This window comes from Streptomyces sp. NPDC030814, assembly GCF_055572155.1.
This window is the reverse complement of the sequence record NZ_JBVIDX010000008.1, coordinates 316,686-343,321: the sequence shown is the minus strand read 5'-3', so window position 1 is coordinate 343,321 and position 26,636 is coordinate 316,686. Positions and strand designations below refer to the sequence as shown.

Genomic DNA, 26,636 nt, shown 5'->3' with positions numbered 1-26,636 from the left:
TTCGCCTGTGGCGGATCACCCGGCCGATCCGTGCTCGACTACCCAAACATCCCGAGCACGGCCTAGGGTTGCTGTGTGAACGAGCTCGATGTCGTAGGTGTCCGGGTCGAAATGCCCTCCAACCAACCGATCGTGCTCCTGCGTGAAGTGGGAGGCGACCGTTACCTCCCCATCTGGATCGGGCCCGGGGAGGCGACCGCGATCGCCTTCGCCCAGCAGGGTATGGCCCCCGCGCGACCGCTGACCCACGACCTGTTCAAGGACGTGCTCGAGGCCGTCGGTCAGGAGCTCACGGAAGTGCGCATCACCGATCTGCGCGAGGGCGTCTTCTACGCGGAGCTGGTCTTCGCCAGCGGCGTCGAAGTGAGTGCCCGCCCCTCTGACGCCATAGCGCTGGCGCTGCGCACGGGGACTCCGATCTTCGGCAGTGACGGGGTGCTCGATGACGCGGGCATCGCGATCCCGGACGAGCAGGAGGACGAGGTGGAGAAGTTCCGCGAGTTCCTCGACCAGATCTCGCCGGAGGACTTCGGTACCAGCAGCCAGTGAGGCCGGGCGGCGGTTGGATCGGGTCTGGTGGCTGCTGGGTCCCGCGTCAGGGGTCCGGGGCTCTGGTGCGCGGCCGAGGGCGGGGCGACTGCCGGGCCGCACCGGCCGTCAGGGCCGGCGCGGCGATTAGCCGATCAAGGGGGGCGTGTCTCGGGACCCCGGCGCATGACGCGTGCCCATGCGGTGTTCTGCGGTTCCGCTTAGCACATTCGGCTAGCCTTTCCCCGCGGAAGGGCACGGGAAACCACTCTCAGGGTGATTATCACTCGGCGTGCCGAGTGTGGCGGTCGTTGACGCGCCCCTGGTGGCTGCCTACCGTCGAGAAGGCAGGTCAAGGACGGAGGTCGGCGTGAGAAACAGCGGCGACGGTACGGCTGGGGGTGCCCCCGGACGCAGTCTGGGGGAGAGTGGCGCGTACCCTCCCCCGAGCGCTCGGCTCCGCTCGAGCAGGGGATATCCCCATTCCGGCGCGGCCGGCCCCGTCCCCCACTTGCCGACGGCCGTCCAGGACGGCGCGGAGGTGGAGCCCGAGCCGCACGAGAACGTCGGGTACCGCGGCCCGACGGCTTGCGCCGCCGCCGGCATCACCTATCGGCAGCTGGACTACTGGGCCCGCACCGGTCTCGTGGAGCCCAGCGTGCGGCCCGCTCATGGGTCCGGGACGCAGCGCCTCTACAGCTTCCGGGACGTCGTCGTCCTCAAGATCGTCAAACGGTTCCTCGACACCGGTGTCTCCCTGCAGAACATCCGCACGGCCGTCCAGCATCTGCGGGAGCGGGGCTTCAGCGACCTGGAGCGGATGACGCTGATGAGCGACGGGGCCACGGTCTACGAATGCACCTCACCCGACGAGGTGCACGCTCTGCTCCAAGGCGGCCAGGGGATCTTCGGGATCGCCGTCGGGGTGGTCTGGCGCGACGTGGAAAGCGCTCTCTCCCAATTGCACGGGGAGCGGATCGACACGGGCGAGACGCTGGTACGCCCCAACCCGGCGGACGAACTGGCGCGCAGGCGCAACCGGGCGGTCTGAGCGCGACGGCCGGCCCGAGCGGTCGGCCGCAGCAGGGGCTGCCATCACTGGCGACCGGGCCTGCCATCGGCCGCTGTATCGGGGGGCTGCCGTCGGTGGTTACAGGGCCTCGTCGTCGGCCGTAGCAGGGCATTGTCAGTGGTGTAGGGCAGCATCGGAGATGTGAGAACCGCGCCCACGATCCTGCATCTCGACATGGATGCCTTCTACGCCTCGGTGGAGCAGGCGTCCAAGCCCAGTCTGCGCGGGAAAGCCGTCATCGTGGGCGGACTGGGCCCCCGTGGTGTGGTCGCCACCGCCTCGTACGAGGCGAGGGTTTTCGGTGTGCACTCGGCGATGCCCATGGCGCAGGCGCGTCGGCTCGCGCCGAACGCCGCCTATCTCACGCCGCGCTTCACGTTCTACCGGGCGATCAGTCAGCAGGTCATGGGGCTTCTGCACGCCCTGTCGCCGTTGGTGGAGCCGCTGAGCCTCGACGAGGCGTTCGTGGACCTGGAGGCCGGGGGAGCGGCCTGGGACGAGGCATCGGCCCGAGGGACAGGAGTGCGGTTGCGTCAGGAGATACGAGCGGTGACCGGGCTGACCGGGTCCGTGGGGCTCGCCGCCTCCAAGATGCTCGCGAAGATCGCCTCCGAGCAGGCCAAGCCGGACGGGCTGGTGCTCATCGAGCCCGGCACCGAGCGGGCGCTGCTCGGGCCGATGTCCGTGCGGATCCTGCCAGGGGTGGGGCCGGCGACCGGGGACCATCTGCGGCGCGCCGGGATCACCACCGTGGACGAGATCGCGGAGGCGGGCGAGGACGAGATCGTACGGCTGCTGGGGAAGGCCCACGGACATGGCCTGTATGCGATGGCGCTGGCGCGTGACGACCGGGCCGTGGTCGCCGAGCGGGACGCGAAGTCGGTGTCCGTGGAGGACACGTACGACGTGGACATCCATGACCGGGTACGGGTCCGCCTTGAGGTGCAGAGGCTCGCCGATCGGTGCGTGCGGCGGCTGAGGGCGTCCGGGCTGTCGGGGCGGACGATCGTGCTGAAGGTGCGGAGGTACGACTTCTCGACGCTGACCCGGTCGGAGACGCTGCGCGGGCCCACCGACGACCCGGCTGTGGTGCGTGAGGCCGCGGCCCGGCTGTTGGAGGCCGTCGACACCACCGGTGGGGTGCGGCTGCTCGGAGTGGGGGTCAGCGGGCTCGCCGACTACACGCAGGAGGACCTGTTCGCCCAGGCCGCGGGCGCGCCGGAGCTTCCGGAGGAGGAGGCGGTGGAGGAGGCCGTGGCGGAGGAGGGTGTCGCCGTCGAGCGGCGGTGGTCGGCCGGGCATGACGTCCGGCACGCCCAGTACGGGCACGGGTGGGTGCAGGGCAGCGGGCTCGGGCGGGTCACCGTACGGTTTGAGACGCCCGGGGACACGGAGCCGGGGCGGGTGCGGACGTTCCGCACGGACGACGCCGACCTCGAGGTGGTGGATCCGCTGCCGCTGGTGCCGGGCGGACCGGTGCGGCCGTCGGAGGCGGTGCCCGTGCCGGGGCCTGGAGCCGAGCACGAGGAAGGGCGGGGGGCGCTGGGCTGAGGAGATCGAGGTCGGGGCCTCGGTGTGCGCCTCAGGTGTCCTCCTGGCTCGCCGCGTTGCCGAAGTCGTGCTCCAGTGGGGGCGGCGGGGCCACGTCCAGGCCGTAGTGGTGGTAGAGCTGGAGTTCCTGTTCGGGGGAGAGGTGGCGGCCGACGCCGAAGTCGGGGGCGTCCTTGATGAGGGCGCGGTCGAAGGGGACGCGGAGGGTTCCCTCGACGAGCTCGCTGGGCTCAAGAGGAATGAAGGCGTCGCGGCCGAAGAGGCCCGTGCGTATCGCGGCCCACTCGGGGATGCCGGTCGCGTCGTCGAGGTAGACCTCGTCCACTGTGCCGATCTTGGTGCCCTTGCGGTCGAACGCCTTGCGGCCGATCAGATTGCGCGGATCGATGTCGGTCTGCACGGGCCCTCCAAGTGGTCGCCATGGGGGTTGCAAATCCTTCCTCACCACTACGAAAAGGCACATCGGGGAACGCGGCCACTCGAAGACACGTGCGTTGACCGCGCTGATACGCTGGCATCGGCTGTTGAACCCGTGCGGGAGAGTCCTCCGGACACCATCCGGAGGCGCCGAAGGAGCAAATCCTCCCCGGAATCTCTCAGGCTCACGTACCGCACGGACGAGGTCACTCTGGAAAGCAGAGCGGGTGTCGACGGTTTCCGCTCTCACCGACGGTGAAAGCCGGCCCGCACCCGGGCCGGTGAAGCTCTCAGGTCGAGATGACAGAGGGGGAGGCCGTCCGGGCACCCGTGCCGTGGTGCCCTCGAAGGTCGCGTCAGACCAGGAGGCCTCCGCAATGACCGCCCACCGCATTCCGCTCGCAGAGCTCGAACAGGGCATCCCGTTCGAGCGGCGTCACATCGGACCCGACGCCGAGGCCCGGGCCAAGATGCTCGCCCAGGTCGGATACGGCTCGCTCGACGAGCTGACGGCCGCCGCGGTCCCCGACGTGATCAAGAACGCCGAGGCGCTGAAGCTGCCGGGCGCCCGAACCGAGGCCGAGGTGCTCGCCGAGCTGCGCTCACTCGCCGACCGCAACCAGGTGCTGGGCTCCATGATCGGACTCGGCTACTACGGGACGTTCACCCCGCCGGTGATTCTGCGGAACGTCATGGAGAACCCCGCCTGGTACACGGCCTACACGCCGTACCAGCCCGAGATCTCCCAGGGCCGGCTCGAAGCGCTGCTCAACTTCCAGACCATGGTCGCCGACCTCACCGGCCTCCCCACCTCCGGTGCCTCCCTGCTCGACGAGGGCACGGCCGCCGCGGAGGCCATGGCGCTGTCCCGGCGCATGGGCAAGAACAAGAAGGGTCTCTTCCTGGTCGACGCGGACACGCTGCCGCAGACCATCGCCGTGATCGAGACCCGTGCCGAGCCCGCCGGGGTCGAGATCGTCGTCGCCGATCTCAGCGACGGCATTCCCGCCGACATCGCCTCCCGTGAGATCAACGGCGTGCTCCTGCAGTACCCGGGTGCCTCCGGTGCCGTACGCGATCTCAAGCCGGTCATCGAGCAGGCCCATGGAATCGGGGCGCTCGTCACCGTCGCCGCCGACCTGCTCGCCCTCACCCTGCTGACCCCGCCGGGTGAGCTGGGCGCCGACATCGCGGTCGGCACGACGCAGCGGTTCGGTGTGCCGATGGGCTTCGGCGGGCCGCACGCGGGCTACATGGCCGTGCAGGAGAAGTTCGCACGCAGCCTGCCCGGACGGCTCGTGGGCGTCTCCGTGGACGCCGACGGACACAAGGCGTACCGGCTCGCCCTCCAGACGCGTGAGCAGCACATCCGCCGCGAGAAGGCGACCAGCAACATCTGTACCGCTCAGGTGCTGCTCGCTGTGATGGCCGGCATGTACGCCGTCTACCACGGCCCCGAGGGGCTGCGGACCATCGCACGGCGCACCCACCGGTATGCCACCGTCCTCGCCGCGGGGCTCGCCGCGGGCGGGGTCGAGGTCGTGCACGGCGCGTACTTCGACACGCTCACCGTGCGGGTACCGGGACGGGCAGCCGAGGTCGTGGCCGCCGCGCGGGAGCACGGCGTGAACCTGCACCTCGTGGACGCCGACCAGGTGTCCGTCGCCTGCGACGAGACCACCACGCGGGCGCAGCTGGGCGCCGTGTGGACGGCGTTCGGCGTGGAGGGCAACGTCGAGGATCTCGACGCCGCCGCCGAGGACACGCTGCCCGGGGCGCTGCTGCGCTCCGACGAGTACCTCGCGCACCCCGTGTTCCACGAGCACCGGTCCGAGACCGCGATGCTGCGCTACCTTCGCCGTCTCGCCGACCGGGACTACGCGCTCGACCGGGGCATGATCCCGCTGGGCTCCTGCACGATGAAGCTCAACGCGACCACCGAGATGGAGCCGGTGACCTGGCCCGAGTTCGGGCAGCTGCACCCCTTCGCGCCCGCCGCGCAGGCGCAGGGCTATCTGACGCTGATCCGTGAGCTGGAGGAGCGGCTCGCCGAGGTCACCGGATACGACAAGGTGTCGCTCCAGCCGAACGCCGGCTCGCAGGGCGAGCTGGCCGGGCTGCTCGCCGTACGCGGCTACCACCGGGCCAACGGCGACGACCAGCGGACCGTGTGCCTCATCCCGTCCTCCGCGCACGGCACCAACGCCGCGAGCGCCGTGATGGCCGGCATGAAGGTCGTCGTCGTGAAGACCGCCGAGGACGGCGAGATCGACGTCGAGGACCTGCGGGCGAAGATCGAGCAGTACCGTGACCAGCTGTCCGTGCTGATGATCACCTACCCGTCGACGCACGGTGTGTTCGAGGAGCACGTCGCCGACATCTGCGCCCAGGTGCACGACGCGGGCGGCCAGGTCTACGTCGACGGCGCCAACCTCAACGCGCTGGTGGGCCTCGCCAAGCCCGGCCACTTCGGTGGTGACGTCTCCCACCTGAACCTGCACAAGACGTTCTGCATCCCGCACGGCGGCGGCGGTCCCGGTGTCGGACCCGTGGCGGTCCGGGAGCACCTGGCGCCTTATCTGCCGAACCACCCGATGCAGCCCGCGGCCGGCCCGGAGACCGGCGTGGGCCCGATCTCGGCCGCCCCGTGGGGCTCGGCGGGCATCCTGCCGATCTCGTGGGCGTACGTCCGGCTGATGGGCGGCGAGGGGCTCAAGCGGGCGACGCAGGTCGCGGTGCTCAGCGCCAACTACATCGCCAAGCGGCTGGAGCCGCACTACCCGGTGCTGTACACCGGCCCGGCCGGGCTCGTGGCGCACGAGTGCATCGTCGACCTGCGACCGCTGGCGAAGACGACCGGGGTGAGTGTCGACGACATCGCCAAGCGGCTGATCGACTACGGCTTCCACGCGCCGACCATGTCCTTCCCGGTGGCCGGGACGCTGATGATCGAGCCGACCGAGTCGGAGGACCTCGCCGAACTGGACCGGTTCTGCGATGCGATGATCGCGATCCGCGCGGAGATCGAGAAGGTCGGTTCCGGCGAGTGGCCCGCCGAGGACAACCCGCTGCGGAACGCGCCGCACACCGCGGCCGCGCTCGGCGGCGAGTGGAGCCATGCGTACACCCGCGAGGAGGCAGTGTTCCCGGCGGGGGTCAAGCCCGCCGACAAGTACTGGCCGCCGGTGCGCCGGATCGACCAGGCCTTCGGTGACCGGAACCTGGTCTGCTCCTGCCCGCCGCTGGACGCCTACGAAGAGTAGTCACCAGCGGATACGCGTCGGGCCGGCCCGGAGACTGTCTCTCCGGCCGGCCCCTTGTGTGTCCGGACGGGCGCCCGCTGCGGGAACCCGCCCTGTGCGCACCTCGCCCGGCTCAGGCCGCCGTCATCACCGTGCCGCTGTCCAGCGGGCGGTGCGGGGCGATGATCTGGCCGTCGGGAAGGAGCTCACCGGTGTCCTCGAAGAGCAGAACGCCGTTGCAGAGCAGGCTCCACCCCTGCTCCGGGTGGTGCGCCACGAGTCGGGCGCCTTCCCGGTCGGCGGATTCGGCGGTCGGGCACGGTGGCTGGTGCTGGCACATGGTTGTTGGGATCTTTCGCTCTGTCGTGAGTGGTGAGATGGCTGTCGTGTCTGTTCCGCGGCGTGAAGCCTCGCTCATGGCCGCCCCCCGTTGTGATAATTCGGTCCGGTCCCAGTGTTGCCCTACGGGCGTCAATCCGCAGGCATTTCGCAGCACCGCTTTCTCACAGGTTGATGACGCATCCCCCGCGCGGACGGTTCATCGCAACTCCCCTGTCCGTTCGGGTGGTTCGCCATGGTCGGATGTGGCTAGTCCGACGGGGTGGGGGCGCATGAATAGCTCGTACGAGCGTATTGCCGCGCGGAAGAGCGGAATAGCGCGCCGATGACAGTCGCGTACCCCGTCGCCGGTATATCGGCGACGGGGTACGCGACGGGTGAATGAGGCGGCGACTTTCGGATCAGGCGGGCGACCCCATGAGGGGGGTGGGGGTCAGTCGGGTGGTCAGGACCGGGAGGAGATCGGCGACCCGGTGCGGGCGGTGGGCCGCGATGCCGGGCGGTGCCGGGGCCAGGGGCACCAGGAGGTCGGTCGGCGCCGGGTGGCCGGTGACACCGTCGGCGGTGGTGTCCGCATGCAGCCAGAGGGTGAGCATGTACAGCTCGGGCACCGACAGCAGGCGGGGCTGGTAGGGCTTTTGCATGACGTCGGCCTGGCGCAGGGCGTGCTCCGTGGAGGCGATGTACGGGCCCTCGAAGAAGTGCGAGAAGGCCCATCCGTCGGGGGTGAGGCGGGTCTCGGCGGCGGCCAGGGCGCGGTCGCCGGAGCGGATCAGGAAGCGCCAGCCCGTGAGCCGGGTGGTGCCGGCGCCCTCGGGCGTGATCCGGTCGAGTACGTGGACGGGCAGTGGGAGTTCGGGCGTGACGGGACCTTGGGTGCTGCGCAGGGAGGGGGTTCGGGCCTCGCTGACGGCGGTGGGAGATCCGAGTGCCGTGAGGACGGTGCGCAGGGCGGGCGCGGGAGCCGGGGGGACAAGCAGCGGCATGGTGGGTCGCCTCTCATTCGACAGGCACGGTGGCGCGAGGGCGGGGGCGGACGACGCTGTCAGCTCTCAGGGATCGAAGAGACGGGTGCCCGGGGTCCGGTGCGTGGGTTGAGGGTCCGCCGTGCGAGCTCCGACGGCAGGACCGAGGACCGCGAGTGCCGACTCTCAGCCTCGTGTCCGGAGTTTATACGACCCGTGTTCAAAAGGTGTTTCGGCTAGCTGTCTTCGATATGAAGAGCAAGGCGGTATCCGGTCGCTGAATCGCGGGAATCATCCCGATTTTTTGTGGGGGATGAGAGGGTGACCTCGGATTACCAGCGCGTAGCGGTAGGCCGGTTCTCATCGGCGCTTTTCACGAATCCCGGCATGGAAAGCGCATGCTCTTTCGTGCCGCGTGAATGTGCCAGAAGCACGCCGAGTCCATAAGGTCGAGGGTGAACGCGCTCAGCCTAGCGGGCGCAGGTCTCGCGCGGGACGTTATCGGCGGCTCTGCCTGGGCATCATCATCCGTGAACCGGGACAGTCGTGGCCGGGTCGTCGGCCTGCCCATCCGAGGAGGGACACTTCGATGGGGGAGAAGGTCGTGGCGGGGTCGTTCGGCCTGTCCGACCGCCAGCTCTACCGTGACAAACTGCGGCAGTGTCTGGCGGGACTGGAGCGCCTGCTGGAGGAGAAGCGGTTCGACCGCCCGAAGAACCTGATGGGTGTCGAGATCGAGCTGAACCTCGTCGGGGCCGACGGTCTGCCGAGAATGATGAACGCGCAAGTACTCGAACGGATTGCGAGCCGAGATTTCCAAACAGAACTCGCCATGTTCAATCTGGAAGTCAACATCGCTCCCCATCGGCTGGGCGGCCGGGTATTCGACCGGCTTTCCGAGGAGCTGCGCACCTCCTTGGCGTACGCCGACCGGAAAGCCGGGGAGGTGGATGCCGGCATCGTGATGATCGGCATTCTGCCGACGCTCGACCGGGACGACCTGGTCTCGTCCAACCTCTCCGCGGGCGATCGCTACACGCTGCTCAACGATCAGATCGTCGCCGCTCGCGGTGAGGACTTCACACTCGACATCGAGGGCGTGGAGCGGCTCGTGTGCACCTCGAAGTCGATCGCGCCCGAGGCCGCCTGCACCTCGGTGCAGTTGCACCTCCAGGTCACTCCCGAGCGCTTCGCGGACGTGTGGAACGCGGCCCAGGCGGTCACGGCGGCCCAGGTGGCCATAGGGGCCAACGCGCCGTTCCTGTTCGGGCACGAGCTGTGGCGTGAGTCGCGGCCGCCGCTGTTCCAGCAGTCCACGGACACCAGGCCGCCGGAGCTCCAGGCCCAGGGGGTGCGACCGCGCACCTGGTTCGGGGAGCGGTGGATCTCCTCGGCTTACGACCTCTTCGAGGAGAACCTGCGTTTCTTCCCGGCGCTGCTGCCCATCTGTGACGACGAGGATCCGCTCGACATCCTCGACGCGGGCGGCGTTCCGAAGCTCGCGGAGCTGACCCTGCACAACGGCACGGTCTACCGCTGGAACCGGCCGGTGTACGGCATCGCCGACGGGGTTCCGCATCTGCGGGTCGAGAACCGGGTGCTGCCCGCCGGACCGACCATCACCGATGTGATCGCCAACGCGGCCTTCTACTACGGGGTCGTGCGCGCCCTGGCCGAGGAGTCACGGCCCGTCTGGACGCGGATGCCGTTCGAGACCGCGGCCGCCAACTTCGACGAGGCGTGCCGCCACGGCATCGACGCGCGGTTGCAGTGGCCGCGACGAGGCCGGTACGGCGGAGTGGGGCCGGTGGACGCGGTCAATCTCGTTCGGGAGGAGCTGCTGCCGCTCGCGGAGGCGGGGCTGGACGCGTGGGGTGTCGAGCCGGTCGACCGGGACTTCTACCTCGGAGTGATCGAGGAGCGTTGCCGGCGGCGGGTCAACGGAGCGTCCTGGCAGGTCGAAACGTTCCATCAGGCGCTGGCCAAAGGCATCGGACGGGACGCGGCGCTGGCTGCCACCACCCGGAGGTACTGCGAGTTGATGCGCGCCGGGGAGCCGGTGCACACCTGGCCGGTGGGGCTGCCGGAGCCCGTGCCGCTGGGCTGAGAGGAGCGGGCGCTGCGCATCAGCGGTGGCGCCGACTGCCTGAGAGTCCCGGGGCGTGGGCGTCCGCCGGGGGCGCGGGCGTGTTCATGGCTGCTCGTGCCCTTCCCCGTGCCCCGGGGTGGTCAGTGTTCCCGCCCGACTCGTCAGCGCCTGGTGTCCGGGTCCGCTGAGGGCCCGAGGCCCTGAACGTACGCCCCTGGGAGGATCCGGAGCGCCGCAGGCGATGATGGTCCTTCGGTGGGAACGGACCAGTGGAGGCGTGGGTGCAGGGGCAGGCGGAGTCGGTGGACGGTGCGTTGCCGTGGGAGCGGCCGACCCGGCGGATACTCAGGGACGAGACCCTGCTCGTGCTGGGCGTCTCGCTCGGTGCGAGCGGCGTGTCCGCACTGATCAGTTTCATCGGCTCGGTCACCAAGCCGGGCGGGCTGAAGGACCAGGCAGCCACGTTGAACGCCTCGGCGGCACCCGGCCGGCCCTGGCTCGACCTCGCGTGGCAGCTCTTCGGGATCACCACCGCGCTGGTGCCGGTGGCGCTGGTTGCGCACTTCCTGATGAGGGAGGGCGCGAGGTTGCGGACGCTCGGGTTCGACCGTACGAAGCCGTGGCCCGACCTCGGCCGTGGCGCGGCGATCGCCGCCGTGATCGGCAGCACGGGCATCGCCTTCTACCTGGCCGCCCGCGGCCTCGGCTTCAACCTCACCGTGGTGCCGGAGGCGCTGCCCGAGGTGTGGTGGAAGTACCCGGTGCTGATCCTCTCAGCGATCCAGAACGCGGTGCTCGAAGAGGTGATCGTGGTCGGGTATCTGCTGCGCCGGCTCCAGCAGTTGGGCTGGTCCCCGGGCGGCGCGCTGGCCGCCAGTTCGGTGCTGCGCGGGTCGTACCACCTCTACCAGGGCATCGGCGGCTTCGTCGGCAACATGGTGATGGGCGTGGTGTTCGTCTACCTGTACCGGCGGTGGGGGCGTGTGGGCCCGCTGGTCGTGGCGCACTCGCTGCTCGACATCGGGGCGTTCGTGGGATACGGGCTGCTGGCCGGCGAAGTGGGGTGGCTGCCGACGGCTTGACGACTGGTGGGGGCAGCCGTACGGCGTGGCGGGGACGCCGCGACCATGGCGAGGCAGGGGCGTACGGCGGTGCCTACGCCCCTGCTCTGTGTGGTCGCGCGTCAGGCCAGCAGTTCGCCGTCGATCACCGTTACCGCTCGGCCGCTCAGGAGGGTGCGGTCGCCGCGGAGCTCCGTACGGACGTGGCCCGAGCGGGGGGAGGCCTGGAGACCGGTGAGGGTGAGGCTGCCGAGGCGCTCGGACCAGAAGGGGGCGAGGGCGGTGTGGGCGCTGCCGGTGACCGGGTCCTCGTCGATGCCGACGTTGGGGAAGAAACAGCGCGAGACGTAGTCGTGGCCGGCGGAGGGGTCCTCGGCGCGGGCGGTGGCGATGATGCCGCGCCGGGAGTGGCGGCCGAGGGCTCTGTGGTCGGGAGCGAGACCGCGGACCGTCTTCTCGTCGGCCAGTTCGACCAGCAGGTCTCCGACAAGGGGGCCGGTGTCGACGACGGTGAGCGGTTCGGCGCCCAGGGCCTCGGCGAGGCCGTCCGGGGCGGCGGCCGGGGTCAGGGGCGCGGTCGGGAAGTCGAGGGTGAGCAAGCCGTCCGGTCGGGGCGTCGCGACGAGGACGCCGCTGCGGGTGGCGAACCGTACCGGGCCCTCGTGCGTGCCCGTGGTGGTCAGGACGTGCGCGGTGGCCAGCGTGGCATGGCCGCACATCTCCACCTCCGTCACGGGGGTGAACCAGCGCAGGGCCCAGTCGGCCTCGCCGCCCTCGGGGAGCGGGTGCGCGAAGGCGGTCTCGGCGTGGTTGACCTCCCGGGCGACGTTCTGGAGCCAGGCGTCGCCCGGGAAGGAGTCCAGGATGAGGACCCCGGCCGGGTTCCCGCGGAAGGGGCGGTCGGTGAAGGCGTCGACGATACGAATACGCATGAGGGTGACGCTAGAGGGCCGGTCGGGGCGCGGGCCAAGGCCAATCGCTGAGCACTGGACCGATCACCGCCCCCGCGCCCCGGCGTCCTGCAGCGCTGCGGCAAGGTGTTCGTCTCGCACAACTTCCGGGCCTCTTGAACCGCGGCGCCATCAGTGCCCGTTCGCCGTTACCCGCACGTTCGGCGTCATGCCCCGCTCCTGCTCGACTCGATGCCGAGTCCTCCAGAGACTTCCAGTCATGGAACCCTGCCGAATCTGCCGGAAGCCGATGAAGATCCAGCTCGGTCGACGTCACCGGCTCTCTTCTTCCGCCTCCCGCAGAGTGGCCTACATCGAACGTCGCTCCCGGGAGGAGGACGCCGCCGGCCGACAGCCGTTCCGCGACTGCGGCGCTTGCGAAGGTCCCATGCCGCCAACCTCTCCAATCGCCGAGCACACCTGCTCGGAGACATGCGGACTGCAGGTCTCCCGCCGGGACCGGCTGATCGAGAGGGACGGGCTTCCTCTACCTTCCAGGACATGTGTGTTCTGCGGCATCCCGACAGAAGCGAAGTCGCCCGCCGAGCCCCCCGCCGCTGGTGCAGTCGCCGTTGCCGCACATGGTCGTCTGGGGGCGTTGACCCGTCGACCTTCTTCAAGCCGGTGGCCTGCGGCCAGTGCCAGAAACCGATTGACCGCCGCAAGGACGGCTGGTCCCGGCGTTGGTGCTCCCGTACGTGCCACCGGCTGGCCTGAGCAGCCACAGAACGCCTAAGACGATCTTGGACATCCTCCTTCTCGTCTCCGCATGCATCCCTTGGACCACACCACCAGGAGGAACCAGTGTCATACCCGCAGCCGCTCACCCCCGAGGAGAAACTCGCCGACGCGAAGAAGCAGCTGAGCCTCCCGCGTATCGTCGTGATCTGCGGCTCGACCCGTTTCATGACCGAGATGACCGAGGCTGATCTGCGGGAGACCAAAGCCGGAAAGATTGTCGTCAAGCCGGGTTGTGACATGAAGTCGCCGCACGAATTCTGGTCTGATCCTGTCGAGGCCGAGGCACTGAAGGTCCGACTCGACGATCTGCACCGAGCGAAGATCCGGCTCGCTGATGAGGTGCTCGTGGTCGGCGACTACATCGGAGACAGCACCCGAGCCGAAATCGCCTACGCCCGGTCGCTGGGCAGGCCCGTGCGGTTCACGCACCCCGAAGTCGACCCCGACGCCTGACCGCCCACCCCTGCACCAACACCCTCCGCAGACTCCCTTGGAATTGATTCTCAAGCAGCCGAGCGGCCGATCGCGCAGTGTCGGCGTACACCGGGTATCTGCTCAGCTCGGTACGGCCACCGAAGGTGCTCAGCGGCTTCGGCAGGTCTTGAGGAGCCCGGCGTAATCAGGAGGCGATATGGGCGGCGACAGGGAACACTTCGCCGGTGATCGTGATGCAGCCTGTCCTGGAGATGTACGCGCCTGACGGCTTCGACCTCTGGCCCGTCGCCGAGCTCGAGTCGTTCGGCCTCCTTCCTCTCAGCGGTGAGCTCTCCGCTGATGAGGTCGGGACGGCGGTGATGCGTATCGCCAGCTGCAACGGCATCGACCCCGGCGACGACCGGACGTCTCGTCCGGCCGGCGCACTTGACTCGTTCCTTGAGGGACTGCTGACGCTCGACCATCTCTTCGCGGCCGGTGGCCTGAGAGTCGCCGACAACTGCACGGGCGTCACCTTCCTGCCCGGCTGTTGCGACGGACTGGAGGACTGGCGCAACTGGTACCAGCTCGTCAACGATGGCAGCCTGCTCGGTTTCGGTCATGACCCCGTGTCGCCGGTTGCGGAGCGCTTCGGCGACACGGTCCGCCTCACTGTGAACGCCGAGCAGAGCGAGAGCCCGGTGATCGAGCTGTCCGTCGCCGAACTCCGCCACCTGCTCGACGGCGCCGAGCGCGATCTGACCGACTTCCTGGCACTGGCAGCTGACTGGACCTCCCAACACCTGCCCCACCACTGCGCCCCCGTCACAGCCGCCCTCGCCCGTGTTCTTGACCTCTCCCCACCGGTCGTACCGCCGAAGCTCTAGGACGGAAGCCCGGTTTCGTCGGCCCGGGAGGGCGGGCTTCAGGAATGGCTCTCGTGTGTGCCGCGGTAAGCATGTTCGCGTGTGCCTACCTGGGCACTTCGTCGCGTACTCCGACACGCAGGCGTCCATCACCGATGACAATCAACCTGCACTTCGACACGCCGGCTCAGCAGAGCAACAACCCACAACGGTCGCCCCTGTCCGGGACAGATGCCCAAGTGGTCAACCTTGCTGACGCGAAGCAGTTTCGCTCAACCTTCCCTGGCAATCGACCAGGACTCCCCGTCACAGGTCACCCATGCCCGTTCAAGGGTCTTGTCGTACGACAGGTTCCGATATATCGTTGATCCATCGCGACAGATCAACGATGGAATGGAGTGATCGTGATGCGTTCCCGTGGACAGGACTACGGACAGGGCTTCGGATTCGAGCGGGGGCATGGGCGCCGTGGCGGCGGCCACCCGTTCGGCCGGGGCGACGGCGACACGCCGCGCGCGGCCTTCGGGCCCTTCGGGCCGGGGCATGGCGGCCCCGGGCCCTTCGGACCTTTCGGTCCGGGACCCTGGGGTGGGCGAGGCCGCGGCGGTCCCAGGGGAAGGGCGCGGAGGGGAGACGTGCGCGCGTCGATCCTGGCCCTCCTCAGGGATCGGCCCATGCATGGCTACGAGATGATCCAGGAGATCGCCGAGCGCAGTGGCGGGGCATGGAAGCCCAGTCCCGGCTCGGTGTACCCCACCCTTCAGCTGCTGGAGGACGAGGGGATGATCGCCAGTGCGACCGAGGGTGGCAAGAAGCTGTTCTCGCTGACCGAGGCCGGCCGTACCGCGGCCGAAGACGGGCCCGACGCCCCCTGGGAAGAGGCCTCGCGCGGGGTCGACTGGGAGGCGCTGAGTGAGATCCGGCAGGCCGGGTTCGGTCTGATGGAGGCGTTCGGCCAGGTCTGGAAGACCGGTGACAAGGACCAGCGTGACAAGGCGCTGGCGGTGATCAACGAGGCCCGCAAGAAGCTGTATCTGATCCTCGCCGACGAGGACTGAGGCGAGGGCGGCGACGGCTGCCTCGCCACGGCTCGGAGGTGCCCCCGCGGCGTGGTTTCGCGGGGGCACCGCCCGTGCTCACCGCACCAGGGCGTCCAGCTTGCGCAGGGACTCGCCGAGGGCGGCGGTCGCTGAGTCCTTGAGCTTGCCCGCCATCAGGGAGACGGCCGCGCCGGTGAAACTGCCGTCGATGCGGACCGTGGTCGTGTCGCCGTCGGGGGTGAGGGTGTAGCGGGTGGCCAGGTCGACGGCCATCGGGCCCTTGCCGCGGATGGCCAGCACCCTGGCCGGTTCCAGTTCGGCGATGGTCCATACGACCTCCGCCGGGAAGCCCATGAGCTTCAGGTTCTCCTGGAAGGTGCCGCCCACGGCGAGCGACTCCGGGCCGCCCTTGGGAAAACCGGTGTGGGTCGTGTTCCACTCGCCGTGCGAGGGCCAGTCCACGAGTCGGGCCCAGACCTGATCGGCGGGTGCCCCGATGCGTGCCTCCGCGCTGACATCGGCCATACGACAACCCCTTCGTCTCGGACGCTGGTGTCGCGGAACGTAGCCGCGAGGGCTCGAACATTCAATACTGATGAACTGTCAGGACGTCCGTGCAATCCGTGCCGCGTCTCATCCGTAGGGAGGAGGCGAGGGGCGCCCTTGCGCAACCTGTGTGGGACTCGAAGATGGTTCCTCTCGTGGATGACTCCGCCCGCTGTGGCTGATGGGGTGGAAGGCGTGCGATCCCGTAATCCTCGGCAGGCGGCCGTCGGTCATGGCCCGAACCGCGCGGAGCTCGAGGGCAGGCTCACGGACGAGCTGGCCTCGGTGGTGGCCGGCGCGCGGAGACGGGCGCTGCGGGACGGGGACCGGCAGATCGACACGGCCCATCTGCTGCATTCGCTCCTGGAGGTCGACCCGCAGGTGCGGGCGGCCTTGGCCCCGCGGCAGGTCGCCCGGCTGCTCGGCTATCTGGTGCAGCGGAGCATCGGCTACGGGCTGCGGTGGCAGATCGGTGTCGAGGACGGCGGCACCGGGTCCGTGACGCCCGGAGTGCCTGGCTGGTCGCCGATGGCGGCGCGGGCCATGTCGGAGGCGTACGAGCGGGCCGCGCGGCGTGGTGCCGATCGGGCCCACGGGGTCGACCTGCTCGCCGCGATCGTCTCGGCCCCGGCGTCACGGGCCGTGGAGGTGCTCAGGCATGCCGGTGTCGATGTCGGGGGCATGCATCTGTGGGGTACTGGCTCCGCGGGCGCAGCCCTGTCGGAGAGGGCGGTGGCCCAGGAGGCGGTGCGCGAGGAGGCGGCGGTCGAGGGTTCGTCGGGTGTCCGAGCGGTGAGACAGGAGTAATCGGGGGTGACGCTCCTGTTGGTGCCTGTCATCATGTGCCGGTGCACACGTCTCAGGGAAGTCAGGGGCAAGGCGGGCGCGGCGTCGGACTGGGGCTCGCCCTCGGATCCGCGTTCGCCTTCGGCGGGTCCGGCGTCGCGGCCAAACCACTCATAGAGGCGGGGCTCGACCCGCTGCACGTGGTGTGGCTGCGGGTCGCGGGTGCCGCGCTGGTCATGCTGCCGCTGGCCGTGCGGCACCGGGACCTGGTGCGGCGGCGGCCCGCTCTGCTCGCCGGGTTCGGACTCCTGGCAGTGGCCGGTGTGCAGGCCTTCTACTTCGCTTCCCTATCCCGGATCCCCGTCGGGGTCGCCCTCCTCGTCGAGTACCTCGCTCCGGCGCTCGTGCTCGGCTGGGTGCGGTTCGTGCAGCGGCGTCCGGTGACCCGGGCCGCCGCCGCGGGGGTCGTTCTCGCGGTCGGGGGGCTCGCCTGCGTCGTCGAGGTGTGGGCGGGGCTGAGCTTCGACGTGCTGGGTCTGCTGCTCGCGCTCGGGGCCGCCTGTTGCCAGGTCGGATACTTCGTCCTCTCCGACCAGGGGAGCGACGCGGGTGACGAGGCGCCCGATCCCCTGGGTGTCATCGCCTACGGGTCGCTCGTCGGCGCGGCGGTGCTCACCGCCGTGGCCCGGCCCTGGGGCATGGACTGGGCGGTGCTCGGGGGCAGTGCGCCGATGGACGGCAGGCCGGTGCCTGCCTGGCTGCTGCTCGGGTGGGTCGTGCTGATCGCCACGGTCCTCGCCTATGTCACCGGAGTGGTGGCCGTACGGCGCCTGTCCCCGCAGGTGGCGGGCGTGGTCGCATGCCTCGAGGCCGTCATCGCGACCGCGCTCGCCTGGGTGCTGCTCGGCGAGCACCTGTCGGCGCCGCAGATCATCGGAGGGGCGGTCGTCCTGGTGGGGGCGTACGTCGCGCAGCGGTCCACGCCGGGGAAGTCGGCAGCCGGGGCTGCGGAGGTGGTGGCGTCCGGTGGGCAGGGCGTCGAGCGGGGTGAGGTGGCCGCCGGCCGCGGTTGACCCCTGTGCCGGGTGCCCTGCGTCGGGCCACGGCCGTCCGTGCCCGATCCAGCCGCACCCGCGCCCCTCAGGCCGGTGGCCAGATGCCCCGGCGGTTCAGCTGGTGGCGGCGGGCTGCCGTGTCGCCGCGGCCGCCGCGGGTCGTGAGGCCGGCCACGATACGGTCCTGGACCTCCTTGGGGCGGTGGGCGGCGTACTTGAACTTGGCGCGCACGGCGGTCACTTCGAGGCGCAGGCCCCGGATGCCGGGCAGGAGGCGGCCGTAGGGTGCCTCGTCGGCTGTCGCGGTGGCGGAGCCGCCCTCCGGCTGGAAGTGGGCCAGTTGGCGGTTGAGGAGCTCGGCCTTCTCGGCCGGGGCATCGATGATGCGGGCCGTGCAGCGGAGTTGGACGGCCGCGTAGAAGCTGGTCGGAGTGCCGTGTTCCGGCGGGGCGTCCGGTGGGGCCTGCCAGGGGCCGGGGATGTAGACGTAGTCGTCCACCACGCTCAGGAGGACATCGGGGTCAGCCTCCAGAGCAGGCCACAGGGGGTTCGGGCGTGCCAGGTGGGTGAGGGCGACACCGTGGTCGCCCTCGTCGGGGTCGTAGGCGAAGTGCATCGGCTGGACGTGGGGCGCGTCGCCGGGCAGGCCGTTGACGGCGAGCTGGCCGAAGTCGTGCACGGCGAGCCAGCGCCGCCACTCGCTGTCGTCGCGTGGGGCGTCCCAGGGGTGGATCAGCATCACAGGGCCTTGAGGTACTCGGGGAGTTCGATGCCGGGTGCCAGATCCGCCGCCGGGATCGGGGTCTCGTAGCCCTTCCGGAGGGGGACGACACCGGCCCAGTGGGGGAGCGTGAGGTCCTCGGGCTCGTCGTTGACGCCGCCGGTACGGGTCTTGGCGGAGACCTCGTCCAGGTCGAGCCTGATCACGGAGGTGGCGGCGAACTCCTTGGCGTTCGCCGGCCGGGAGTCCCGCGAGCGGCCGGGGACGACGTGGTCCACGAGTGCGTCCAGGGCGATCCGCCGCTCCTGCGGGTCGGTGACCTGGTGGGCGATGCCGTGCACGACCACGGAGCGGTAGTTGACCGAGTGGTGGAAGCCGGAGCGGGCCAGGATCAGCGCGTCCACGTGGGTGACCGTCAGACACACCGGAAGACCCGGGTCGGCCTTCCCCGTCATCCGCAGCGGACGCGACCCGGTCGAACCGTGCACGTACAGCGTCTCGCCGACCCGGCCGTACAGGGTGGGCAGTACCACGGGGGCGCCGTCACGGATGAAGCCGAGGTGGCAGACGTACCCCTCGTCGAGTATCGCGTGCACCGCCTCCTTGTCGTACGACGCCCGCTGCGGAGACCGGGTGGGGACGGTGCGGTCGGTGGCGGTGTAGGCGGCCGGTGCCGGTGTCGTCGACTGCGGGGTCCCCGTCATTGCGCTCTCCATTGCACTAGTGCATACTTGGATTTGTGCTAGGAGAATACACAATCACCGGTCGGCGCGCAGCTGAGATCGCGGCGAGCGTGGAGCGTGCGGTGAGTGCCGGGGAGTTGGAACCGGGTCAACTCCTGCCGCCGATGCGGGAGTTGGCTGTACGGCTGGGGGTGAATCCGAATACGGTTGCGGCCGCCTACCGCACCCTGCGCGAGCGCGGGGTCATCGAGACGTCCGGGCGGAGGGGGAGCCGGGTGCGGCCGAGGCCCGCCACCACCGGGCGCGAGTACATCCGGGTCGAGGTGCCGGAAGGCGTGCGGGACCTCGCCGACGGCAATCCGGACCCCGCCCTGCTGCCGCGCCTCGCGGGCGCGTTCGCGGCGGCCGCCGAACAGGCGGACCGCGAGCCCGTGCTGTACGGGGCCGGGCCCGTGGAGCCCGAGTTGGCGCGGATCGCGCGAGCCGGTCTGGACGCCGACGGGGTACCGGACGGGCCCCTGGCCGTTACCTCCGGGTCGCTGGACGCCATCGAGCGGGTGCTCGCCGTGCACCTGAAGTCCGGGGACGCCGTGGCCGTCGAGGATCCCGGGTGGGGGAGCGTCCTCGATCTCGTCCCGGCGCTGGGCCTGCGGATCATGCCGGTCGGTGTCGACGACGAGGGGCCGCTCCCCGGCGACGTACGACAGGCCCTGGAGACCGGGGCGCGCGCTCTCATCGTCACCGACCGGGCGCAGAACCCGACCGGGGCGGCCGTCGGCGAGGCACGCGCGCGTGCCCTGCGGGCCGTGCTGCGGGAGTACCCACAGACCCTGCTCGTCGAGGACGACCACGGCTACCGGATCGTCGACCAGCCCCTGCACCCGCTGGCCGGGGTCACGCACAGTTGGGCCTTCGTGCGGTCGGTCGCCAAGGCGTACGGTCCCGACCTGCGGCTCGCCGTCCTCACCGGGGACGCCGCCACCCTCGACCGGGTACGGGGCCGTCAGCGGCTCGGGCCCGGATGGGTGAGCCGGCTGGTGCAGCGGGCCGTCGTGCGGCTGTGGGCCGACGGGGCGGTGGACGCGTCGGTCGTCGCGGCGGCGTACGGGAGGCGGCGCGACGCGCTGATCCGCGCGCTCGCCGGGCGCGGGGTCCAGGCGCGCGGTGTCAGCGGGATGAACGTCTGGATCCGCGTCCCGGACGAGACCGGCGCGGTCGCCCGTCTGCTGCACGCCGGCTGGGCCGTGGCGCCCGGCGCCCGCTTTCGGATGAGCGCCCCGCAAGGGATCAGGATCACCGTCTCCACGCTCACCGAGAAGGAGATCGAGACACTGGCCGACGCCGTGGCCTCGGCCGTGGGGCCAGGGGCGGAGGGCGGATACGTGTGACGGAGCGGACCGGGGGCCGTGCGACGGCGGCTCGACAACCCAGACGGCTACGGGCCTCGGCCCGCACGATGCCGCCGAGTGGGCGGCGAAGTGCGTCCCCCCTCACTGAGCCGTCCGGAGGCGGCTTCCTCGCTCGCGTGGCTTCGCCTGGGTCAGCGCCGCGCCTGCCAGGACTATCGCGGCCCCCACCGGCGTCGACCAGGTCAGGGGTTCCCCGAGGAGAGCCACGCCCGCGGCGGTGGCGATGACCGGGATGAAGTAGGTGACCATCTGGGCGGTGGTCGGGCCGACCTCGGAGACGAGGCCGTACTGGACGAGCATCGCGACACCCGTGCCGAGGGCGCCCAGCGCGATCACGGCCAGGAGGGGCAGAACCGGGAAGTGGCCCGGCAGGGTGGTGAACAGCGGTGTGACAACAGCCAGTTGGGCGGTGGCCAGGAGCAGTTGGGCGCCGGTGAGGGAGAGCGGGGAGTGGTCGGTGGCGGCCAGGGTGCGACGGACGTGGATCCAGCCGATCGGGTAGCTCAGGGAGGCCAGCAGGGCCATCACGGTGCCCCTGAGGTCGAGGCCGTCGAAGCCCTGCCAGGCACCGAGCACGGTGAGCACACCCAGGAAGCCGAGACCGAGACCGGCGACCCGGACCCGCGTCGGGCGGTCCTCGCAGAGCGCGACCAGGGAGAGGGCCATCCCCCACAGCGGGGACGTCGCGTTGCAGATGCCCGCCAGCGCGGAGGGGACCGTCAGCTCGGCGTAGGCGAAGAGCGAGAACGGCAGTGCGTTGAGGAGGAGGGCCGCCACGGCCAGATGCCCCCAGGTGCGGGCGCCGCGCGGCAGCCGCTCACGCTTCACCGCCATCGCCGCCGCCAGGACCAGCGTGCCGAAGGCCAGCCGCCCGAAGGTCACCTGGAAGGGGGCATAGGCCTCCGTCCCCACCTTGATCAGCAGGAAGCTGAAGCCCCAGATGAGGGAGAGGAAGCCGAAACGCAACCGCCAGTCGACGGCGCGACGGCGCTGTTCGGGAGCAGGGGCAAGGGCTCGGGTGGGGGTCGCCGCGGTCATGCCCGAAACGATGCTCCGTAGCAATCTCGTAGCACAAGCGAGTATTCGTGAGCTGATGCTCGTAGCATCGCTTACATGTTGAACCTGGAGCGCCTGCGCACCCTCGACGCCCTCGCCCGGCACGGCTCAGTCAGCGGCGCGGCGGACGGCCTGCACGTGACCACGTCGGCCGTCTCCCAGCAGATGGCGAAGCTGGAGCGGGAGGTGGGGCAGCAACTGCTCGCCAAGAACGGACGTGGAGTGCGGCTCACCGACGCGGGACGCCTTCTCGCCGACCATGCCGCGCGCATCCTCTCCCAGGTCGAGCTGGCCCAGTCGGACCTGGAGGCCCAGCGGGGGCAGGTCGTCGGGGAGCTGCGGCTCGCCGCGTTCCCGACGGCGGTGCGGGGGCTGTTCCCCGCCGTCCTCCGCACGCTCAGGGCCGACCATCCGGCGCTGCGCGTACGGTCGCGCGAACTGGAACCGGAACTCGCCATCAACGCGGTGGTCCGGGGCGACGCCGACCTGGCCGTCGTCCTCGACTGGTACAACAAGCCGCTGCCCGTGCCCGAGGGGATCGCCCGCGCCTCCCTCCTCGACGACCCCGTGGAGGTCGCGCTCCCCGAGGGGCACCCGCTCGCCGGACTGGATGAGATCGGCCTGGAGGACCTGGCGGACGAGGCGTGGGTGGCATGGCCCGAGGGCGAGTTCTGCCATGAATGGCTGCTCTACACCCTGCGCGCCAAGGGCATCGAGCCCCACATCGCCCACCGGGCCGGCGAGCACCACACGCAACTGGCCCTGGTCGCCGCGGGATTGGGCGTGTGCATCGCACCGCGGCTGGGACGTGACCCGATGCCGGACGGTGTGCGGACCGTGCCCGTACGACACCGGGTCCATCGCACCGTCTACGCGGTGTGGCGCGCCGACGCCGACCGCAGGCCCTCCATCAGGGCGGCGGTGGGGGCACTCAGGACGGCCGGCGCCGGGTGCGGGGCGTAGGGGTCCTTTCACTATGAGCGTCCGATCAGGTCGCGTGGTCTGGTGCCGTGCATCGCAAGGCGCCGGAAGGTCCTCGTAGCGGAGCTACTGGGCCGCCTTGGGCAACGCGGCGAGGTGCGGCACCAGACCACGCGACCCGGTCGCCGTGCCCCGGTCAGAGGGAGCCCAGTTTGCGGAAGTCCCAGGAGGCGATCGCGTCCGGCGTCAAACGCAGCCAGGCGTGTCTGCCGTCGTGCGGCATGTCGTCGAGGCCGAAGTTCTTGCGGGCGAACAGGCGCTCCACCTCGGAGAGACCGGGATACGGCTCGCCGGTACGGGGAACCTCGCCGACCACTTCAACGGTGCCGGACAGTTCGACGCCCCGCAGCTCGCCGTAGTCCTCGCCCGCGTCGACGACGACGGCGACACGTGGATCGCGGCGCAGCGCGGACCAGCGTTTGCTGCGGGTGATCGAGTACAGCCAGAGCGAGGTGCCGTCCCAGACGTACCAGAGCGGGCTGACGTGCGGCGCGCCGTCGGCCGAGACCGTCGCGACCCGGCAGGTCCGCTGTGCGCCGAGGAACTCGTCCACCTCGCCGGGCTCCATCATGATCTTCCGGCCCCGGCGCTGGGTGACGGCCATGTGATCCCCTCCGCTGACGTGGCGTCAGATGAGCATGGGGCGTCTTCCCTCCACATGCAAGGGGCGTTACGCTCGCCCGCCCCGGCCACCGGCGACCAGGGGACACCATGCAGGCGTATGCGAGTGAGTCGAAAAGGCAGCGGGAGCTGGGCGAGCTCCTCGACCGGGCCACCACGGCCCTGCTCACCGTCGAGTGCCAGCAGGGCGTCGTGGGGCCGGACAGCGCGCTTCCCGAACTGGCCGAGGCGGCCCGTTCCTCGGGGGCGCTGGCGAACGTGGCCCGGTTGGTCTCCGCCGCCCACGCGAGCGGGGTCCAGGTCCTGCACGCCGTTGCCGAGCGGCGGCCCGACGGTCGGGCCGCCAACCACAACGCCCGTCTCTTCGCCGCCGCCGCGCGGCTTCCCGTGCAGCAACTGGCGGGCACCGGGGCCGTACGGGTCGCACCGCCCATCGAGGTCGCCCGGGAGGACCTCGTCGTCCGGCGGCTGCACGGGCTGTCCCCGCTGGCCGGCACCGATGTCGACGCGCTGCTGCGCAACCTCGGCTGCCGCACCCTGATCGTCACCGGAGTCTCGGCCAACGTGGCCGTGCCCAACGCCGTCTTCGACGCGGTGAACCTCGGTTACCGCGTCGTCGTGCCCCGGGACGCCATCGCGGGAGTGCCCGCCGACTACACCGCCGCGATGATCCGTCACACCCTCGCCTTGGTCGCCACGGTCGCGACCACGGCCGAGGTCCTGGCCTGCGTCGAGCGGGCCGGGCGGCGGACCTGAGCACCCGGCGGACGTCAGGCCAGCGTGATCGACGTCCCGCTGACCTTGATCTTCTTGGCCGGCAGCGCCTCCGTCGCCGGGCCGCTCTTCACGCTGCCGTCGACGATCGAGAAGTTGCTCTGGTGGCAGGGGCAGTTGATCACTCCGTCGGCGACCGTCTTCACGGCACAGCCACGGTGGGTGCAGGTGGAGGAGAACGCCTTGAAGGTGCCCGCCTGTGGCTGCGTGACCACGACGTTCTGGTCCTCGAAGATCTTGCCGCCGCCCTCGGGGATGTCGGTGGTCCTGGCCAGCTCGCCGCCGCCCGAGCCCGCGTCGTCGCCGCTGCCGCCACCGCTCGCGTCACTGTTCGCGTCGCCACCGGCGCCCGACGAGCCGGACGCGTCGTCGCCCGACCCGCACGCGGTCAGCGCGACGGCGAGCCCCGCCACACCGGCCGCCGCCATCATCGTGCGACGGGCCGGTTCCGAAGCGGGTTTGATCGTTTCGCTGCTCATGCGGATGAATCCCTCCGAAGATCGCTTTGCACTTCGCCCATGGATACGGCGACGGGCTGCTTGAATGTTCAGACAGGGGCCCATCTTGACCTGCCAGGCATCACGATCGCGTCAAGTGAAGCTGTCTCGAACCTGTCGATCCGGAGGTCGGCGCGCCCCGTTGCACCGTGCAGGCGGCCTCAGCGATCGGATGGGGTGTCCGGGCCCGGGTCCGGGGTGTCGGTGTCGAAGGGCGGCGCCTCGTCGGTCCACTTCATCGACGCGAACGTCGTGTAACTCAGGGTCTCGCCCTCGCGTACTCCGTCACCGCTCTGGGTGGCCACCGTCTCGGTCCCCAGGGGCATGCCCGTGGACCTGTCGAAGATCAGTCGGAGTTCCGGGGCGGACCCGTAGGGGCTGGGGAGGGCGACGGCGTAGCCGGCGCGGCCGGTGTGGTCCCTGACGTCGCCCAGGGAGCGCACCCCGGGCTCGGCGGCGAGGAGACGGTAGGCGGCGGCGCGCAGGGCAGGAGTGGACGGGAGCGACGTCGCGAGTTGGACGGCGGAGCTGACGACGATCCGGTCGAGAACCCGCCTGGGGCCGTTGTGATCCTTGTCCACCAGGGCGAACAGGCGCTTGCGGAGGGCCTTCGCGTCCGTGGGGAGCGTGGGCAGCAGGCGCAGGGGGACCTCTCCGTACGGAGCGGAGTCGGCCCTGCCGCCGGGGGCGTCGTGCTCGATCTCGCCCTTGCCCGCGTAGGTGACGGTCCCGTCGGCCAGCTTCCACGACGTGGGGGAGCCGGCCGCCTTCCACGCCTCCTCGTCGGTCCTCGTGGCCGGGCGGGCCCCCGAGTCCACGTACTGCGACCAGTACATGTTCGTGCCCGCGGCCGTCCAGTACCGCTGCTGGGAGCGGACGTCGATGGTGTAGTCCTCGCCGGGGACCTCGCGGAGGGAACCCAGGTGTTGCTCCACGTACCAGTACCTGCCCGAGCCGACCGGCTGGCGCTCGACATGGGAGGCGGCGGCGAGAAGGATCCGGGCGCCGGGCTCCGACACCGCGGAGGAAGGGGGACCTGACTTCTCCGGCGCGGTGTCCGTGATCACCAGAGCCGCCACCGCCGTCGCGGTGGCCAGGGCGAGGCCCGGCACGAGAGGGCGCGTGATCCGGCGCGGCCGGACGGGGACGCGAGCGCCGAGCGGCGCGCGGGAACGGCTCATGGCCGTCGCGAGTTCCTCTTCCCGCACCGCCGACGGGGTGGGGAGCCCGGGGTCGAGGTGGGCGGGCCGGGCGGCGGTCAGGCGGTGCAGCACGTCGTTCTTCACCGGGCTTCCTCTCCTACGGTGATCCGGGCTCGGGTGGACACATGCCGCGCGGACGCGGCCTCCGCCACGGGAGGGGAGGCCGACGCGGCCTGGTCGAGGCGTCTTCGCGCCCGGTGCAGCCGGACCCGCAGGGCGAGGGGCGAGCAGCCGACCACGGTGGCGGCCTGCGCCGGGGTCAGCCCCTGCCAAGCGGAGAGGATCAGCAGTTCCCGGTCGTCCTCCGGCAGCGTGGCCAGCGCCTTGAGCAGAGAGCTGCGCTCGGACACCTCCTCCGCGATGTCCGCCTCGGCGGGTTCCACCCAGGACATCCACTCGGCGGTGAACGACGCGCGCCTGGCCTCCGCCCGGATGCTGTCCCGCAGGATGTTGCGTGCGACCACGAGCAGCCACGGCAACGGCGGCTCGGGGATGTCGTCGAGCCTGCGCCAGGCCACGGTGAACGTCTCGTTCACCACGTCGTCGGCGACCTGCCGTCCCGCACGACTGACCACATAGGCCCACACGCGCTGTCGGCAGCCGTCGTAGATGGCGGTGAATCGATCAGCGTCGGAGTCGGGCACTGCCGCACCTCCTGTCCCTCACGGTGTGTTCTGTCGTCGGGTAGTGGTCCGAGCGGGTTGATCGTTACAGCGGAACATCAGGAACCGCCTCGAACGAGGCGTGGGTCACATCACTCGGCGGCCGGCGGCCGGTGGGCGGACCCGGCGCCGTGGCCTGACCGCCGCCACCGCGCTCGCGCTCCACTGACGACGTACGAGGCGCCGAAGGCGTCGAGGGCCTCGGCCGTGCCAGTGCTCCACCAAGGTGAGGCGGCCGACGCGAACTCGCGCGTCCACAGGCACATCGGAGTCGCCCGTCGCCGCTGGAAGCCCGCTTCGACCGAGGTCGCAGTCATCCCGCCGCGCACCCCGGTGACGCCGGGTCACCTCTGACCATGATCACCCTC

At 70.7% G+C, this 26,636-nt stretch carries 26 protein-coding genes and 1 riboswitch; of the genes, 14 read left to right on the top strand and 12 right to left on the bottom strand.

Going from position 1 to position 26,636, the window contains the following annotated elements; all coding sequences use genetic code 11:
- Positions 1-75: 75 nt before the first annotated feature.
- From ACZ43N_RS19995 to ACZ43N_RS19985, 3 genes are all read left to right on the top strand, one after another.
- Positions 76-549: a bifunctional nuclease family protein gene (locus ACZ43N_RS19995; protein ID WP_028797289.1), complete on the top strand. Its 474-nt coding sequence runs from the start codon at positions 76-78 to the stop codon at positions 547-549.
- A 349-nt stretch (positions 550-898) separates the two neighbouring features.
- Positions 899-1,579, top strand: coding sequence for a MerR family transcriptional regulator (locus tag ACZ43N_RS19990; protein WP_468099034.1), 681 nt, complete (start codon positions 899-901; stop codon positions 1,577-1,579).
- Between the two features lie 162 nt (positions 1,580-1,741).
- The gene (locus tag ACZ43N_RS19985) at positions 1,742-3,151 is read left to right on the top strand and encodes a DNA polymerase IV (RefSeq protein WP_468099032.1); all 1,410 of its coding nucleotides are present in this window, start codon (positions 1,742-1,744) and stop codon (positions 3,149-3,151) included.
- 31 nt (positions 3,152-3,182) lie between these two features.
- Here the strand turns inward: ACZ43N_RS19985 and ACZ43N_RS19980 are convergent, their stop codons facing one another.
- Positions 3,183-3,551, bottom strand: coding sequence for a PRC-barrel domain-containing protein (locus tag ACZ43N_RS19980; RefSeq protein ID WP_468099030.1), 369 nt, complete (start codon positions 3,549-3,551; stop codon positions 3,183-3,185).
- A 125-nt stretch (positions 3,552-3,676) separates the two neighbouring features.
- Positions 3,677-3,773: riboswitch (glycine riboswitch) on the top strand.
- Between the two features lie 172 nt (positions 3,774-3,945).
- Here ACZ43N_RS19980 and gcvP point away from each other — a divergent pair.
- A complete protein-coding gene (gcvP, locus tag ACZ43N_RS19975; RefSeq protein ID WP_468099029.1) occupies positions 3,946-6,831 on the top strand; it encodes an aminomethyl-transferring glycine dehydrogenase in 2,886 nt (961 codons plus the stop codon).
- A gap of 112 nt (positions 6,832-6,943) precedes the next feature.
- Here the strand turns inward: gcvP and ACZ43N_RS19970 are convergent, their stop codons facing one another.
- Both ACZ43N_RS19970 and ACZ43N_RS19965 read right to left on the bottom strand, forming a co-directional pair.
- Positions 6,944-7,150, bottom strand: a complete 207-nt coding sequence (locus ACZ43N_RS19970; protein WP_107465470.1) for a DUF5999 family protein — start codon at positions 7,148-7,150, stop codon at positions 6,944-6,946.
- A 400-nt stretch (positions 7,151-7,550) separates the two neighbouring features.
- Positions 7,551-8,135, bottom strand: a complete 585-nt coding sequence (locus tag ACZ43N_RS19965) for a hypothetical protein (RefSeq protein ID WP_468099027.1) — start codon at positions 8,133-8,135, stop codon at positions 7,551-7,553.
- A 568-nt stretch (positions 8,136-8,703) separates the two neighbouring features.
- On the opposite strand from ACZ43N_RS19965, the gene ACZ43N_RS19960 reads away from it, so the two are divergent.
- The gene (locus ACZ43N_RS19960) at positions 8,704-10,221 is read left to right on the top strand and encodes a glutamate-cysteine ligase family protein (RefSeq protein ID WP_468099025.1); all 1,518 of its coding nucleotides are present in this window, start codon (positions 8,704-8,706) and stop codon (positions 10,219-10,221) included.
- A gap of 263 nt (positions 10,222-10,484) precedes the next feature.
- Complete coding sequence (locus tag ACZ43N_RS19955) at positions 10,485-11,285, top strand: CPBP family intramembrane glutamic endopeptidase (protein WP_468099023.1); 801 nt, start codon at positions 10,485-10,487, stop codon at positions 11,283-11,285.
- Positions 11,286-11,386: 101 nt separating this feature from the next.
- Here the strand turns inward: ACZ43N_RS19955 and ACZ43N_RS19950 are convergent, their stop codons facing one another.
- Entirely contained in the window at positions 11,387-12,196 is an 810-nt protein-coding gene (locus ACZ43N_RS19950) for a PhzF family phenazine biosynthesis protein (RefSeq protein WP_468099021.1), read from the bottom strand.
- Between the two features lie 822 nt (positions 12,197-13,018).
- Between ACZ43N_RS19950 and ACZ43N_RS19945 the strand changes: the two genes are divergently transcribed.
- The 3 genes from ACZ43N_RS19945 (at position 13,019) to ACZ43N_RS19935 (ending at position 15,293) form a co-directional block, all read left to right on the top strand.
- Entirely contained in the window at positions 13,019-13,408 is a 390-nt protein-coding gene (locus tag ACZ43N_RS19945; protein WP_468099020.1) for a hypothetical protein, read from the top strand.
- A 215-nt stretch (positions 13,409-13,623) separates the two neighbouring features.
- Entirely contained in the window at positions 13,624-14,256 is a 633-nt protein-coding gene (locus ACZ43N_RS19940) for a hypothetical protein (protein WP_468099061.1), read from the top strand.
- 386 nt (positions 14,257-14,642) lie between these two features.
- On the top strand, positions 14,643-15,293 hold the full coding sequence (locus tag ACZ43N_RS19935) for a PadR family transcriptional regulator (protein ID WP_468099018.1): 651 nt from the start codon (positions 14,643-14,645) through the stop codon (positions 15,291-15,293).
- A 78-nt stretch (positions 15,294-15,371) separates the two neighbouring features.
- Here ACZ43N_RS19935 and ACZ43N_RS19930 read toward each other — a convergent pair whose 3' ends face one another.
- Positions 15,372-15,800 carry a type II toxin-antitoxin system Rv0910 family toxin gene (locus ACZ43N_RS19930; RefSeq protein WP_468099017.1) on the bottom strand — a complete coding sequence of 143 codons (429 nt, stop codon included), beginning with the start codon at positions 15,798-15,800 and terminating at the stop codon, positions 15,372-15,374.
- Positions 15,801-16,016: 216 nt separating this feature from the next.
- Between ACZ43N_RS19930 and ACZ43N_RS19925 the strand changes: the two genes are divergently transcribed.
- Together ACZ43N_RS19925 and ACZ43N_RS19920 are read left to right on the top strand one after the other, a co-directional pair.
- Positions 16,017-16,628, top strand: a complete 612-nt coding sequence (locus tag ACZ43N_RS19925) for a peptidase (RefSeq protein ID WP_468099015.1) — start codon at positions 16,017-16,019, stop codon at positions 16,626-16,628.
- 35 nt (positions 16,629-16,663) lie between these two features.
- Positions 16,664-17,680 carry an EamA family transporter gene (locus tag ACZ43N_RS19920; protein WP_468099013.1) on the top strand — a complete coding sequence of 339 codons (1,017 nt, stop codon included), beginning with the start codon at positions 16,664-16,666 and terminating at the stop codon, positions 17,678-17,680.
- A 67-nt stretch (positions 17,681-17,747) separates the two neighbouring features.
- Here the strand turns inward: ACZ43N_RS19920 and ACZ43N_RS19915 are convergent, their stop codons facing one another.
- A complete protein-coding gene (locus ACZ43N_RS19915) occupies positions 17,748-18,401 on the bottom strand; it encodes an FMN-binding negative transcriptional regulator (protein WP_468099012.1) in 654 nt (217 codons plus the stop codon).
- Positions 18,401-19,087: a pyridoxamine 5'-phosphate oxidase family protein gene (locus ACZ43N_RS19910; RefSeq protein WP_468099011.1), complete on the bottom strand. Its 687-nt coding sequence runs from the start codon at positions 19,085-19,087 to the stop codon at positions 18,401-18,403. Before ACZ43N_RS19910 ends, ACZ43N_RS19915 begins: the two co-directional genes overlap by 1 nt.
- A gap of 35 nt (positions 19,088-19,122) precedes the next feature.
- Between ACZ43N_RS19910 and ACZ43N_RS19905 the strand changes: the two genes are divergently transcribed.
- A complete protein-coding gene (locus ACZ43N_RS19905) occupies positions 19,123-20,454 on the top strand; it encodes an aminotransferase class I/II-fold pyridoxal phosphate-dependent enzyme (RefSeq protein ID WP_468099009.1) in 1,332 nt (443 codons plus the stop codon).
- A 102-nt stretch (positions 20,455-20,556) separates the two neighbouring features.
- Here the strand turns inward: ACZ43N_RS19905 and ACZ43N_RS19900 are convergent, their stop codons facing one another.
- On the bottom strand, positions 20,557-21,513 hold the full coding sequence (locus ACZ43N_RS19900) for a DMT family transporter (RefSeq protein ID WP_468099008.1): 957 nt from the start codon (positions 21,511-21,513) through the stop codon (positions 20,557-20,559).
- Between the two features lie 75 nt (positions 21,514-21,588).
- Here ACZ43N_RS19900 and ACZ43N_RS19895 point away from each other — a divergent pair, with 75 nt between their 5' ends.
- Complete coding sequence (locus ACZ43N_RS19895) at positions 21,589-22,494, top strand: LysR family transcriptional regulator (protein WP_468099007.1); 906 nt, start codon at positions 21,589-21,591, stop codon at positions 22,492-22,494.
- Positions 22,495-22,648: 154 nt separating this feature from the next.
- Here the strand turns inward: ACZ43N_RS19895 and ACZ43N_RS19890 are convergent, their stop codons facing one another.
- Positions 22,649-23,116, bottom strand: a complete 468-nt coding sequence (locus ACZ43N_RS19890) for a pyridoxamine 5'-phosphate oxidase family protein (RefSeq protein WP_468099006.1) — start codon at positions 23,114-23,116, stop codon at positions 22,649-22,651.
- Between the two features lie 107 nt (positions 23,117-23,223).
- Between ACZ43N_RS19890 and ACZ43N_RS19885 the strand changes: the two genes are divergently transcribed.
- A complete protein-coding gene (locus ACZ43N_RS19885; RefSeq protein ID WP_468099004.1) occupies positions 23,224-23,889 on the top strand; it encodes a cysteine hydrolase family protein in 666 nt (221 codons plus the stop codon).
- Between the two features lie 14 nt (positions 23,890-23,903).
- On the opposite strand, the gene ACZ43N_RS19880 is transcribed toward ACZ43N_RS19885, so the two are convergent.
- The 3 genes from ACZ43N_RS19880 to ACZ43N_RS19870 form a co-directional block, all read right to left on the bottom strand.
- Entirely contained in the window at positions 23,904-24,386 is a 483-nt protein-coding gene (locus tag ACZ43N_RS19880; protein ID WP_468099002.1) for a Rieske (2Fe-2S) protein, read from the bottom strand.
- Positions 24,387-24,565: 179 nt separating this feature from the next.
- Positions 24,566-25,690, bottom strand: a complete 1,125-nt coding sequence (locus ACZ43N_RS19875) for a CU044_5270 family protein (RefSeq protein ID WP_468099001.1) — start codon at positions 25,688-25,690, stop codon at positions 24,566-24,568.
- The gene (locus tag ACZ43N_RS19870; protein WP_468098999.1) at positions 25,687-26,250 is read right to left on the bottom strand and encodes an RNA polymerase sigma factor; all 564 of its coding nucleotides are present in this window, start codon (positions 26,248-26,250) and stop codon (positions 25,687-25,689) included. Before ACZ43N_RS19870 ends, ACZ43N_RS19875 begins: the two co-directional genes overlap by 4 nt.
- Positions 26,251-26,636: the final 386 nt, after the last annotated feature.

Coding starts and splice junctions, on each gene's coding strand:
- gcvP (WP_468099029.1), top strand. CDS start 3,946: ATGACCGCCCACCGCATTCCGCTCGCAGAGCTCGAACAGGGCATCCCG.
- ACZ43N_RS19970 (WP_107465470.1), bottom strand. CDS start 7,150: ATGTGCCAGCACCAGCCACCGTGCCCGACCGCCGAATCCGCCGACCGG.
- ACZ43N_RS19965 (WP_468099027.1), bottom strand. CDS start 8,135: ATGCCGCTGCTTGTCCCCCCGGCTCCCGCGCCCGCCCTGCGCACCGTC.
- ACZ43N_RS19960 (WP_468099025.1), top strand. CDS start 8,704: ATGGGGGAGAAGGTCGTGGCGGGGTCGTTCGGCCTGTCCGACCGCCAG.
- ACZ43N_RS19950 (WP_468099021.1), bottom strand. CDS start 12,196: ATGCGTATTCGTATCGTCGACGCCTTCACCGACCGCCCCTTCCGCGGG.
- ACZ43N_RS19940 (WP_468099061.1), top strand. CDS start 13,624: ATGCAGCCTGTCCTGGAGATGTACGCGCCTGACGGCTTCGACCTCTGG.
- ACZ43N_RS19935 (WP_468099018.1), top strand. CDS start 14,643: ATGCGTTCCCGTGGACAGGACTACGGACAGGGCTTCGGATTCGAGCGG.
- ACZ43N_RS19930 (WP_468099017.1), bottom strand. CDS start 15,800: ATGGCCGATGTCAGCGCGGAGGCACGCATCGGGGCACCCGCCGATCAG.
- ACZ43N_RS19915 (WP_468099012.1), bottom strand. CDS start 18,401: ATGCTGATCCACCCCTGGGACGCCCCACGCGACGACAGCGAGTGGCGG.
- ACZ43N_RS19910 (WP_468099011.1), bottom strand. CDS start 19,087: ATGACGGGGACCCCGCAGTCGACGACACCGGCACCGGCCGCCTACACC.
- ACZ43N_RS19900 (WP_468099008.1), bottom strand. CDS start 21,513: ATGACCGCGGCGACCCCCACCCGAGCCCTTGCCCCTGCTCCCGAACAG.
- ACZ43N_RS19895 (WP_468099007.1), top strand. CDS start 21,589: ATGTTGAACCTGGAGCGCCTGCGCACCCTCGACGCCCTCGCCCGGCAC.
- ACZ43N_RS19890 (WP_468099006.1), bottom strand. CDS start 23,116: ATGGCCGTCACCCAGCGCCGGGGCCGGAAGATCATGATGGAGCCCGGC.
- ACZ43N_RS19885 (WP_468099004.1), top strand. CDS start 23,224: ATGCAGGCGTATGCGAGTGAGTCGAAAAGGCAGCGGGAGCTGGGCGAG.
- ACZ43N_RS19880 (WP_468099002.1), bottom strand. CDS start 24,386: ATGAGCAGCGAAACGATCAAACCCGCTTCGGAACCGGCCCGTCGCACG.